Source organism: Lysobacter sp. Root667 (genome assembly GCF_001427715.1).
Classification (GTDB): Bacteria; Pseudomonadota; Gammaproteobacteria; order Xanthomonadales; family Xanthomonadaceae; genus Lysobacter.
The window spans coordinates 360552-372482 of the sequence record NZ_LMHF01000001.1 but is presented as its reverse complement, the minus strand read 5'-3'; the positions used below and the strand labels follow the sequence as shown (position 1 = coordinate 372482).

Genomic DNA, 11931 nt, shown 5'->3' with positions numbered 1-11931 from the left:
TACTCCCAAATGGATTGGCTGACGATGGCGTTGCTATGGCCAAGGTGGAGCGGCAGATCCGTTGCGCGATGCACGGGGAAGGATTTATGGCGGGACAGCGATGTCGGCGCGATCGCCCTCCTGTCCGATCAGGACCGCATTGGCCCAGTTGCCGCAGACCTGCGCCGGTTTCGCGCCCTGTGCTCCGAGAGTGCGCAAGCTCAGGCGCTGCAGGCCGCGGATATCCAGTTCGGGTTTGACCACGGCAGGCGCACGCAACGGGCCGCTGTCGTAGAGCAGGCGGTCGTCGCCCCAGACCTGGAACTGCAGGCCACCGGCCTCGCGGCAGCGGTCGTCGATGCCCAGGTCGGCGCGCAGCAAACGCCAGCCGCCGTGCAACTGCACATCGATGCGGCTGGCCGCGCCCACGCCCAGACCGCGGCGAAATTGCAGACCGTTCATGCGCATCTCGCCGGCGCCGCCGTGCGCGCGGTCGCGCGCGACCTCGTTGGCCAGCGCCGCCGGCAGCTCCAGTTCGGACAAATACCGCTGCTGCGCCGGACGCTCCGGCGTGCGGTGTTCGAGGATGCGGAAGGTGGACAGGGCGATCGGGCCGACATCGCGCGGACGCAGCGCATCGACCACGCGCGCGGCGCCGTTCTGCGCCGCCGACACCATCGGATCGCTGCCGCTGGCGGCGTCGCCGTCCGGGTTCTGCGTGCTCAGCACGCGGAAGCGCAGCATCCGGCCCGCGCGCGGCGCGAAATCGATGCGCTGCAGTTCCTGCTGCAACTTCAGCTGTCCGCGCGCGATCGGCTCGCCCCACTCGCCGTTGCTGTCGGCCAGGTAGACCTCGTAATCGCGGACCTGGCCGTGCTTCCAATGCTGGTCGTTGCGCGGCGCCAGTTCGATGCCGTCGATCAGGCTGCGTTCGCCGAAGCCGATCGTCCATTCGTGTGCGCCGGTGCGCACGGCCTGATTGCGCAGGGTCCGGAACCAGGTCGCCGGATCGTCGTCGAAAGCCTTCTCCAGCGCGTGGCCGGGTTCTTCGGCAGGACGGTTGATCACCAGCAGGCTGTCGGCCGGCAGCGCGCGGCCGAGTTCGGGCGCGGTCGGGAACGCATCGTCCGGCACGGCCGCCGCGACCGGCAGGTCGAGGCGGAAGTCCAGCGCGCGGCGAATGTCGATGGGCGCGGTGCGCACGTGCAAGCTGCCGCGACGTTCGGCCGGATCGAAGTACCAACCCTCCGTAGCCGAGGCCAGTGCGGCGCGGTCGGCCAGCGCCGGCAGCGCGCGACCGTCGAGTTCGACCGCGCGCGGGCGCTCGCGGCTGAGTACGCGCAAGGCGTAGCGGCGCTGCGGCAGCTGTCCGGTGTACTGGCCGCGCTGCGCCTCGATGCGCACGCGCACTTCGCCGCTGCCCTGCTCCGGCGCCTGCATGGCGATGGCCTGCTCGGCGAACTCGCCCTGTACATAACGGCGGGTGCCGCCGTCGTCCTCATACAGGGTGTAGTGCGACTCGCCCTGCGGGTACAGATCCAGAGTCAGCTCGTCGAGCGGCTTCTCGCCGTCGTAGAGCATGGCCGGGTACATCGGCAGGATCGCGCCGGCGCGCACGAACAGCGGCAGCGTCGCCAGATCGACCTGGCGATCGAGTTGGCGGCCCTGCGCGCCGGCCTGCAGCTGGCGACCGTCCCAGTAGTCGATCCAGCGGCCCGGCGGCAGGTGGATGTCGCGGCGCCAGCCGCGGCTGGCGGCTTGGCTGCGGTAGACCGGCGCGACCAACAGCTCGCGGCCGAGCAGGAACTGGTACTTGTGCGCCTCGGTGTAGGCCTGCGGATCCTGCGGGTAGTCCCACATCAGCCCGCGCACCGGCGGCGCACCGCTGCGTTCGGCCTCGCGCGTCAACCCGTACATGTACGGCGTCAGGCGCATCTTCAGCTTGAGGTAGTCGCGGTTGATGCTGCGGTAGGGTTCGTCGTACCACCACGGATGCTTGCGCCCCGCCGACGACCAGCCGGACATGCCCATCAGCACCGGGGTGAAGCTCTTCCACTGCAGATCGCGGGTGTAGGTCTCGGCGCTGCCGCCGAAGATGCCGTCGACGTCGCCGGTGGCGTAGGCCATGCCCGACAGGCCCGAGCCGATCAAGGTCGGGATATGCCAGCGGATGTAGTCCCAGCTGCCGCTCTGGTCGCCGGTCCAGGCCACCGCGTAACGCTGCACGCCGGCCCAGCCCATCACCGTCCACAGGAACGGGCGCGAATCGGAATTGTTGAGGATGCCGTCGTAGGCCGCGTGGTTGGCGTCCATCGCGAACTGATAGCCCTTGCCGGTCCAGGCGACGTCCAACTTCTGCACGCGACTGCCGGCCTTGCCGACTTCCCAGGCGATCTTGTCGACGCCGTCCTCGGTCCACAGACCGGTGCGGAAACCGTAGCGCGCCAAACCCTGCGCGACTTTCGGCAGATCCTTGTAGCCGCAGCCGTAGCCGTCGTTGGGCAGGATCCAACCGCCCGGCATGTCGTGTTCGCGGTATTGGCGCGCGACGCTCTCGACCACGTCCGGCGTGGTGCCGGTGGGGCCGTCGCTCCAGCCTTCGGGCACGGTGCCCGGCTTCTTCTTGTTGTCGCCGTCGTTGTAGCAATCGGCGTCGCCGTAGGACAGCGCCCAGCGCGGCAACAGGCCGGCGCGGCCGGTCAGCGCGGTGTAGCGGTCCAGCAGTTCGGGCAGGCCGGCGCCGACGAAGTAGTAGGCGTCGAAACGGTCTTCGCGATGCAGCAAGGTGGACTGGTCGAGCTGACGCAGGTCGTAGTTGCCATCGCTCCAGGTGTTGCGGACCATGCCCCAGCCGCGCGAGCTCAACAGCATCGGCGCCGGACTCGGACGATCGCCGTCCTCCCAGCCGCCGGAGTAGGAAATCTCCAGCTCGCGGCCCTTGAACTCGAAACGCCCGTTCTGCTGGCCGCCGCCGTAGTAGTGCTCGCCGGCTTCGCTGGACAGCACCTGCACGCTTTGGTCCTTGGCCAGATCCAGCGGCTGCAGTTCGCGCCACAGCGGCAACGTCTTGCCGGCCGCGATCCGGTCCAGCGACAGGCGCAGCGGCTGGCGTTGGATATGCAGCACCAGCGCATCGGTGCGGATACGCAGTTCGTCCGCGTCCTCTTCGAAGGTGTAAGCCACCTTCGCCGGCGGCTGCGCCAGCACGATCGGCGTGGCCTTGTCGGCGGGCGCGGTCAGCTTGCCGTCGCGTCCGGCCTGCACGCGCAACAGATCGGCGCGCAGCAGATCGATGCGGATGCGCGCGCCGTTGTCGGCGGTAAGGGTCCAGGTCGGCGTGGCCGCGCTATCCGATGCCGGCGCGATCGCGCGCAGCTTGCCCAGAGGTTCAGCCAGGGCCGGCGCGGCGAACAGCCACAGCCCGCACATCGCTGCGCTCAGCTGCCGGCCCCTGCTGCGTGCATCGGTTCCCACTCTTGCCCCCAAGCCGCCGTATGCGGATACGAAACCCTTGCGGCCGACTCTAGGGCAGCGCGTCGAAATATGTCAACAAATTGCAAAGAAAAAAGAAGGATATTTTCTTTATATCGAAAGATTGTGCAGAGCACAACTTTCAGTTACAGGCGCGCTTCGTGCGTATTTTCTGCTCATTGTCGTGATTGTTGCAGAGCAACATGATCGAAACTGAATTCGTCTATTTGCCAGGCCTGGAAGCCGATAACTTTCTATTAGCTTTCGCTATTTGACTTTTCGAAAGAAAACACAGATCGTGCATGTGCCCAACAGGAACCGTGAATGGACGCTCCCGTACTCCCCGACTTGCCCGCCTGGCACCGCCTGGGCGGAGCCCACACCGCCGAGGAAATCGCCCAACAGCCCGCTCTGTGGGAAGACTTGGCCGCGGCGCTGGCTCAGCAGCGCGAGCGCATCGACGGCTTTCTCGGCGACTGGCTGCGCCAGCCCGGGCACCGGGTGATCCTCACCGGCGCCGGCAGCTCCGGCTTCATCGCCGAGATGGTCGCCGACCAGATCAATGCGCAATGGCCGGCCGACGTGCGCGCCCTGCATACGACCAGCCTGCTGACGCATCCGTCCCTGTACCTGCAGCGCGAGCGACCGGCCCTGCTGGTGTCGTTCGGGCGCAGCGGCTCCAGCCCGGAAAGCATCGCCGCGGTGGAACTGGTGCGCGAACGCGTCGCCGACGCGCGCTTCCTCGACATCACCTGCAACGGCGAAGGCGAACTCGCACGACGCGGCCAGGGCCGCGCCGACACGCTCACCTTGCTGATGCCCGAGGCCAGTTGCGACCGCGCCTTCGCCATGACCAGCAGCCTGAGCTGCATGCAGTTCGCCGCGCTCGCCGTATTCGATCAAGCGCCGTGGCCGCAGCGGCTGCAGCAGCTGCGCACGCTCGCCGCGCACGGCCGCCGCGCCTTGGCGGACTGGGACGCAGCCGTGGCCGCGCTCGCGCAGGCGCCGTACACGCGCGTGATCTATCTGGGCAGCGGCCCCTTGGAATCGCTCGCGCGCGAAGCCGCGCTCAAGCTGCTCGAACTCACCGCCGGCCGCGTGCTCGCGCTGGCGAACACGCCGCTGGGTTTCCGCCACGGCCCCAAGTCCACGCTCGATAGCGAGACGCTGGTGGTGCTGCTGCGCAGCGCCGAACCGGTCGCGCGCCGCTACGAGCAGGATCTGCTGGACGAACTGCGCCGCGACGGCATCGCCGCGCGCGTGCTTTCGGTCGGCCCGGGCGACGAGCGGGCCGATGCCGGCGATTTCACTCTGGATACACCGGCCCTGCCCGATCCCTGGCTGGCGCCGCTGTGGCTGAGCATGGCCCAGCGCTACGCCCTGCACCGTTCCGCCGGCCTGGGCCTGACGCCCGACAATCCATTCCCCGACGGCACCGTCAACCGTGTCGTCCAAGGCGTGATCATCCATCGCCATGACTGATCCGAACGCCTCCGCGCAGACCTGGTACGGCCTGGACATCGGCGGTACCAAGATCGAACTGGTCGCCTGCGACCAGGCGATGGAGGTGCGTTATCGGCGCCGCGTCGCCACCCCGACCCAGGATTACGAGGCCTTCCTGCAGGCGGTCGCCGACCTGGTGCTCGCCGCCGACGCCGACCTCGGACACGCCGGTGCGGCGGTCGGCCTGGGCGTGCCGGGCGTGGTCGATCGCGACAGCGGACGCCAGCTCAGCTCCAACGTGCCGGCGCTGACCGGCCAACGCGTCGAGCAGGACCTGCGCGCACGCTTGCGGCGCCCGCTGTTTCTCGGCAACGACTGCCAATGCTTCGCCCTGTCGGAAGCCCACGGCGGCGCGGCCGCCGGCTATCCCAGCATGTTCGGCGCGATCCTCGGCACCGGCGCCGGCGGCGGTTACTGCCTCGACGGCCGGCTGATCGCCGGCCACAACGGCATCGCCGGCGAATGGGGCCACTGGAGCGCGCCGGCCGCCCTGCTGCAACGTCATTCCCTACCGCTGCTGGACTGCGCCTGCGGCCTGCGCGGCTGCATGGAGCGCTACGTCTCCGGCAGCGGCCTGGCCCTGATCCACCATCAGCTCGGCGGCGACACCATCGACGCCAGCGCGATCGCGGTACGAGCGCAGCAAGGCGAGATCACCGCGCTGCGCGCGCTCGACATCCACCGCGATCTGCTCGGCTACGGCCTGGCCGGCCTGGTGCTGGCGCTGGATCCGCACGTGATCGTGCTCGGTGGCGGCCTGTCGAAACTCGAGCTGCTGTACCGCGATTTGCCCGCGGCGGTCGCCGCGCATCTGTTCCGCGGCCCGCGCGTGCCGCCGATCCTGCCGCCCGCGTTCGGCGATGCCGGCGGCGCGCGCGGCGCGGCCTTGCTCGCGCGTCAGCGCAGCGCTTCCTGATTCCCAGAACCGCCGAGGCCACATGTCCGCCGTGCAATCGCTGATCGCCGCCCACCGCCGTGGAGAAAACGTCGGCCTGTACAGCGTCTGTTGCAGCAACGAGCAGGTGCTGCTGGCGGCGATGCAGGTCGCGCGCCGCTACGACACCGTGCTGCTGATCGAGGCGACCTCGAACCAGGTCGACCAGTTCGGCGGTTACACCGGCATGAACCCGGCCCAGTACCGCGACTACGTGCTGCAGTTGGCGCGCACGCAGGATTTCCCGAGCGAACGCCTGATCCTCGGCGGCGATCACCTGGGTCCGAACGCCTGGCAGCGACGCCCGGCCGCCGAAGCGATGGCGCATGCGCGCGAGCTGATCGCCGCCTACGTCGCCGCCGGTTTCCACAAGATCCATCTCGACTGCAGCATGTCCTGCGCCGACGACCCCACCCCGCTGCCGGACGAGATCGTGGCCGCGCGTTCGGCCGAGCTGGCGCGGATCGCCGAACGCACCGCCGCCGACGCCGGCCTGCCGCCGCCGGTGTACGTGATCGGCACCGAAGTGCCGGTGCCCGGCGGCGAAGCCTCGCTCGCCGGCGGCCTGTCGGTGACGCGCCCGGACGCGGCCGCCCGGACCCTGGAGATCCACCGCCTCGCCTTCCAAACACCGGACCTGGCTCCGGCCTGGGAGCGCGTGATCGCGATGGTGGTGCAGCCCGGCGTCGACTTCGACCACAGCAGCGTGCACCACTACGACCCTCGCGCCGCGGCCGAACTGTCGGGCTTCGTCGAGAGCCAGCCGCGCATCGTCTACGAGGCGCATTCCACCGACTACCAGACCGAGGCCTCGCTGCACGCGCTGGTGCGCGACCACTACGCCATCCTCAAGGTCGGCCCGGCCGCGACCTACGCCTACCGCGAGGCGCTGTTCGCGCTGGCCGCGATCGAAGACGAACTGCTGCCGCCCGCGCAGCGCTCCGATCTGGTCGAAGTGCTGGACCGGGTCATGCGCGAACGTCCCGCGCATTGGCGCAACCACTACAGCGGCGACGAACGCCAGCTGCGCTTGCTGCGCGGCTACGCGCTCAGCGACCGCTGCCGCTATTACTGGGGCGAACCGGAAGTACAGGCCGCGGTGGAGCGGTTGCTCGCGAACCTGCAGGCGCTGCCGCCGCCGGCGATCCTGCTCAGCCAGTTCATGCCCGAGCAGTTGCGCGAGATCGAAGCCGGCCGCCTTGCGCCCGAGCCGCTGGCGCTGATCCGGCACAGGATTTTCGGGCGCCTGGCCGAGTACGCCCGCGCCTGCGCCCGCAACCGCGCTGGCGCGTTCGACGAAAACGAAACCTCTGCTGCCAGCGTGCTTTCGGAACGGTAAGCTTCGGCTTCCGTTCCGACAACCAAGGCCCGTCATGCGAAACACCCGCCAACGCCGGCAACAGATCCTGCAATTGCTGGTCCAGCACGGCAACCTGCAGGTCGCGGACTTGGTCGAGCAGTTCGGTGTGTCGTCGGTGACGATCCGTGCCGACCTCAGCCATATCGAGTCGCAGGGCCTGGCCACGCGCAACCACGGCGGCGCCACCCTGGTGCGCACGCCGCCGCAGGAACAGGACATCCACGAGAAGGACGCGCTGAACCTGCCGCTGAAGGAGTCGATCGGCGCGCATGCCGCGCGGCTGGTCAAGGCCGGCGACAACATCATCATCGACTCCGGCTCGACCACGATGACCCTGGCCCGCCACCTGCGCCAGCATCGCGACGTCACGGTGATGACCAACGGCCTCAACATCGCCTGGGAACTGGCCAACGCGCCCGGCGTCGAGCTGCTGCTCACCGGCGGTTTGCTGCGCAAGCAATCGCTGTCGCTGCAGGGCAGCCGCGCCGAGGCCAGCCTCAACCCCTACAGCTTCGACGCCGTGTACCTGGGCGTGGACGGGCTGGACCTGCAGTTCGGGCTGACCACCCACCACGAGGCCGAAGCCAGTCTCAACCACCGCATGGTCGAACACGCGCGCCGGGTCGTGGTGCTGACCGACGCCTCCAAGTTCGGACGCGTCAGTCTGCACCGCATCGCCCGCCTCGATCAGATCCACACCGTCATCACCGACGACGGCATCAGCAGCGAGTACCGCGAGGGACTGCAGCGGCTGGGCATCGAGGTGATCATCGCCGAGCCGCCACCTTGACCACGCCACGCGTACTGCACGGCCGCATCCTCACCGCAACGGGATGGGTGCGAGGGAACATCGAGTTCGACCAACGCGTGCGGCGCATCCGCGCCACGCACGACGATGCGGACGGCGGCGACGGCCCGCTGATCCTGCCCGGCTTCATCGATCTGCATGTGCACGGCGGCGCCGGCGTGGACCTCATGCAAGGCGGCGACGTCGCCCGGACCGTGGCGCGCACCCACGCCCGACACGGCACCACCGCCCTGCTCGGCACCACCATGACCGCGCACGAGGACGACATCGTCCAGGCCCTGCACGGTCTCGCCGACGCCATCGCCATCCGCACGCCGGACATGGCGCGGGTGTTGGGCGTGCACCTGGAAGGCCCCTACATCAGCCTCGAACGCCTGGGCGCGCAGCCGCCGCTGGCGATCGAGGCGACCATGGCGCAGGTGCGGCGCCTGCATGCCGTCGCACCGATCCGGGTGCTCACGCTCGCACCCGAAGTCGGCCAGCACCTGGCGCTGATTCCGCAACTCGTCGCGCTCGGGATCCGCGTCCAGCTAGGCCACAGCGCCGGCAGCTACGAGGACGGCGTGGCGGCGCTGCAGGCCGGCGCTTCCGGCTTCACCCATCTGTTCAACGGCATGACCGGGCTCGACCACTACCGCCCCGGCATCGCCGCCGCCGCACTCGCCCACGCCGAGTACGCCGAGCTGATTCCCGACCTGCAGCACGTGCATCCGGGCGCGATTCGCACTGCGCTGCGCGCGATCCCGCGCCTGTACTGCGTGACCGATGCGACCGCCGCGACCGGCATGCCCGACGGCGAGTACGCCCTGGGTTCGCAGCGCGTGCACAAATGCCTGGGCTGCGTGCGCCTGGGCACCGGCTCGCTGGCCGGCAGCGCACTGACCATGGACCAGGCGCTGCGCAACCTGGTATCGCTGGGCCTGGACCTGGCCGACGCCTCCGATCGCCTGTCGCGCTATCCGGCCGACTACCTCGATTTGCACGACCGCGGCCGCCTGCAGGCCGAGGCCTGGGCCGACCTGGTGGTGCTGGATCCGCAGCTGCAAGTGCAGCGGGTCTTCGTCGAAGGGGACGAGATCGCGCTGGCCTGAGCTCACCCGTTCGAATCGTCTTCCCCAATCGCCACCGCCGCCGACGCGTCCGCGCCGCGCGGCCTTCCCCTCCCAGACAGGATCGGCACGATGAACGACGTTTCCGCCGCCACGCCCATGCACGCCAGCGCCACGCCGTCATGGCGCATCCGCTACCTGTTGTTCATCGCCGGCATGGGCGGCCTGCTCTACGGCATCGACATCGGCATCATCGCCGGCGCGCTGCCCTACCTGGAGACCACCGCGACCGCGAGCTGGCACCTGAGCAGCCAGCAACTCGGCTTCGTCGTCGCGGCAGTGCTGTTGGGCAGCGTGCTGTCCTCCCTGTTCGCCGGCGCGGTGGCCGACCTGATCGGACGCCGCGGCGCGATGCTGCTCAGCGGCGTGCTGTTCACCCTCAGCATTCCGATCATGGCGCTGGCTTCGGGCTATCTGCCGCTGCTGCTGGGCCGGCTGCTGCAAGGCATCAGCGGCGGCCTGATCGGCGTGGTGGTGCCGCTGTACCTGGCCGAAGTGCTGAGCCCGGAACGGCGCGGCCGCGGCGCGGCGATGTTCCAGCTGTTGCTGACCATCGGCCTGGTGCTGGCCGCGGTGATCGGGCTGTACCACGCGCATGCGGTCGACATCGCTACCGCTTCGGTGCAGCAACTGGCCGCCGAAGAGCAGCAGCGCGTGCTGTTCGCGGTCAAGGACCACGCCTGGCGCACGATCTTCTGGAGCTGCCTGCTGCCGGGCATGGTGTTCAGCGCCGGCGTGCTGCTGCTGAGCGAATCGCCGCGCTGGCTGGTGCGACGCGGCCGCATCGAGCAGGCGCGCATGGCGCTGCAACGCACCGTGCCCGCGGCCCAGGTCGAAGCCACTCTGCAGCAGATGCAGACGCCCGCGAGCGAGCAGACCACCGGCGTGGCCCAGCAGCGCGACCGCCTGCTCAGCCGCCGCTACGTCTGGCCGTTCCTGCTGGCCTGCGCGATCCTCGCCTTCACCCAGGCCACCGGCATCAACTCGGTGCTCGCCTACGCGGTCAACATCCTCAACCAGGCCGGCCTGCCCGGCGCGGCCGCGAACTGGGCGGACGTGGCGATCAAGCTGCTCAACGCGGTGATGACCGTGGTCGCGCTGGTACTGGTCGACCGCAAGGGGCGTAAGTTCCTGCTGATGCTCGGCAGCGGCGGCATCGCCGTGGCCCTGCTCGCGGCCGCGCTGCTGTTCCTGCAAGCCGAGCGCGGCCTGCAGGACGTGCGCCAACCGCTGCACCAGCAGATCGCCGGCGACGCGCTGTCGCTGCGTCTGGATGCGGCGCAATGGCAGCGCCTGGGCGGCAACACCGCGGCGCAGCCGCAACAGTTGACGGTGGCCTACGCCTACGGCGGTTTCAGCAACGTGCGTTCGCTGCGCAGCGATGCGATCGGCACCGCCGAACTGACGATCCGGCGCGAGGACAGCGTGCAGGCCGACAGCGTAATCGGTGCGTTCTTCCGCCGTCTGCACCTCAACCCCTTCCCCGACCCGGCCGCCGCGGCGCAAGCCCCGCTGACGATCGAGCGCGCCAGCATCGGCCCAGTGCCGCCGCCCGCGCACGGCTGGGCGGTGGCGACCTGCATCCTGGTGTTCGTCGCCTTCTTCGCGGTCGGCCCCGGCGTGTGCGTGTGGTTGGCGCTATCGGAGCTGATGCCCACGCGCATCCGCTCCAACGGCATGAGCATCGCCCTGCTGATCAACCAGTTCGTCTCCACCGTGATCGCGGCGATCTTCCTGCCCACGGTCGGCCAATACGGCTACGCCAGCATGTTCTTCTTCTGGGCCGGCTGCACCGTGGTGTATTTCCTGGTCGCGGCCTTCTTCCTGCCCGAGACCAAGGGCAAGTCGCTGGAACAGATCGAAGCGCATTTCCGCTGAGGGCGGCGCTTCGGGCGCGGGCGGGCGAACCGCCCGACGCGCGCCGTGCCCAAGCACCATCCCCATATCGCAACTTCATCGCTCGGATGCGCCCGCGAATGGATTAAAGCGCGTTCATGAAGATCAAGGCCGTTCGCATGCGCGCGACCGGCCTTTGTTCTTTAATGAGGGAATGCGGCCACCGAACGACCCTCGACCCGGGCGACGCCTGATGGGCCCTGCACCATGTCGCAACGCATCCTGATCGTGTGCCGCGGCAATCTCTGCCGCAGCCCCATGGCCGAAGCGCTGATGCGCCACCGCGCATCGGCGCTCACGGTGACCTCGGCCGGATTGGCCGCGATCGAGGGCAGCGATATGGATCCCGCCGCGCGGCGTGCGCTCGCGGCGCATGGATTGGACGCGCAAGCGCATGTCGCGCGCCAGGTCACGCTGGCGGCCATCGAATGCGCCGATGTGGTGCTGGCGATGGAAAAGCGTCACATCGCCGCCCTGCTCGCGCTGTCGCCGGCCGCGCGCAGCAAGGCCTACTTGCTTTCGCGCTGGAGCGACAAGCTCGACATAGACGATCCGTTCGGCCGTCCGCAGGATGCATTCGATCGCAGCTGCGCGATCATCGCATCGGCAGTGGATGCTTGGCTAGCGAAACTCGATTAATGCGATCGTGCTCGCTGTTTCCGTTATCGCAACATCGAACACGATCTCGTTCATTGAACTGAACTCAAGCCTAGCGAGCGTGCAGTTTCACGACGATGAATCTGCGATCTTCATGAAATCATCAACTTCCGCCGAATAGATTTCGTTGCGAACCGATATCGCTCGCGCCTCTCGCGCTGAACGGAAATATCGAATTCGTGCAGGTGGTTGTTGTAGGTGCGCACGCACACGG

The 11931-nt window shown here is 68.8% G+C and carries 8 protein-coding genes; 7 read left to right on the top strand and 1 reads right to left on the bottom strand.

Features of this window, described 5'->3' with window-relative positions; all coding sequences use genetic code 11:
• Positions 1–84: 84 nt before the first annotated feature.
• Positions 85–3408, bottom strand: a complete 3324-nt coding sequence (locus ASD78_RS01575) for a TIM-barrel domain-containing protein (RefSeq protein ID WP_056097883.1) — start codon at positions 3406–3408, stop codon at positions 85–87.
• A 366-nt stretch (positions 3409–3774) separates the two neighbouring features.
• Here ASD78_RS01575 and ASD78_RS01570 point away from each other — a divergent pair, with 366 nt between their 5' ends.
• The 7 genes from ASD78_RS01570 (at position 3775) to ASD78_RS01540 (ending at position 11699) form a co-directional block, all read left to right on the top strand.
• On the top strand, positions 3775–4932 hold the full coding sequence (locus ASD78_RS01570; RefSeq protein ID WP_056097882.1) for an SIS domain-containing protein: 1158 nt from the start codon (positions 3775–3777) through the stop codon (positions 4930–4932).
• On the top strand, positions 4925–5869 hold the full coding sequence (locus ASD78_RS01565; RefSeq protein WP_056097880.1) for an ROK family protein: 945 nt from the start codon (positions 4925–4927) through the stop codon (positions 5867–5869). The genes ASD78_RS01570 and ASD78_RS01565 overlap by 8 nt, the downstream gene beginning before the upstream one ends.
• 22 nt (positions 5870–5891) lie before the next feature.
• On the top strand, positions 5892–7226 hold the full coding sequence (locus ASD78_RS01560) for a D-tagatose-bisphosphate aldolase, class II, non-catalytic subunit (protein WP_055908017.1): 1335 nt from the start codon (positions 5892–5894) through the stop codon (positions 7224–7226).
• A 34-nt stretch (positions 7227–7260) separates the two neighbouring features.
• Entirely contained in the window at positions 7261–8037 is a 777-nt protein-coding gene (locus ASD78_RS01555; protein WP_055908014.1) for a DeoR family transcriptional regulator, read from the top strand.
• Positions 8034–9146: an N-acetylglucosamine-6-phosphate deacetylase gene (locus ASD78_RS01550; protein WP_056097877.1), complete on the top strand. Its 1113-nt coding sequence runs from the start codon at positions 8034–8036 to the stop codon at positions 9144–9146. Before ASD78_RS01555 ends, ASD78_RS01550 begins: the two co-directional genes overlap by 4 nt.
• Positions 9147–9263: 117 nt before the next feature.
• Positions 9264–11042, top strand: a complete 1779-nt coding sequence (locus ASD78_RS01545) for an MFS transporter (RefSeq protein WP_055908008.1) — start codon at positions 9264–9266, stop codon at positions 11040–11042.
• A 225-nt stretch (positions 11043–11267) separates the two neighbouring features.
• A complete protein-coding gene (locus ASD78_RS01540) occupies positions 11268–11699 on the top strand; it encodes a low molecular weight protein-tyrosine-phosphatase (RefSeq protein ID WP_056097875.1) in 432 nt (143 codons plus the stop codon).
• Positions 11700–11931: the final 232 nt, after the last annotated feature.

Bases quoted from the DNA above. Each gene is read 5' to 3' on its own strand.
- ASD78_RS01575 (WP_056097883.1), bottom strand. From the start codon at position 3,408: ATGTGCGGGCTGTGGCTGTTCGCCGCGCCGGCCCTGGCTGAACCTCTG.
- ASD78_RS01570 (WP_056097882.1), top strand. From the start codon at position 3,775: ATGGACGCTCCCGTACTCCCCGACTTGCCCGCCTGGCACCGCCTGGGC.
- ASD78_RS01565 (WP_056097880.1), top strand. From the start codon at position 4,925: ATGACTGATCCGAACGCCTCCGCGCAGACCTGGTACGGCCTGGACATC.
- ASD78_RS01560 (WP_055908017.1), top strand. From the start codon at position 5,892: ATGTCCGCCGTGCAATCGCTGATCGCCGCCCACCGCCGTGGAGAAAAC.
- ASD78_RS01555 (WP_055908014.1), top strand. From the start codon at position 7,261: ATGCGAAACACCCGCCAACGCCGGCAACAGATCCTGCAATTGCTGGTC.
- ASD78_RS01545 (WP_055908008.1), top strand. From the start codon at position 9,264: ATGCACGCCAGCGCCACGCCGTCATGGCGCATCCGCTACCTGTTGTTC.
- ASD78_RS01540 (WP_056097875.1), top strand. From the start codon at position 11,268: ATGTCGCAACGCATCCTGATCGTGTGCCGCGGCAATCTCTGCCGCAGC.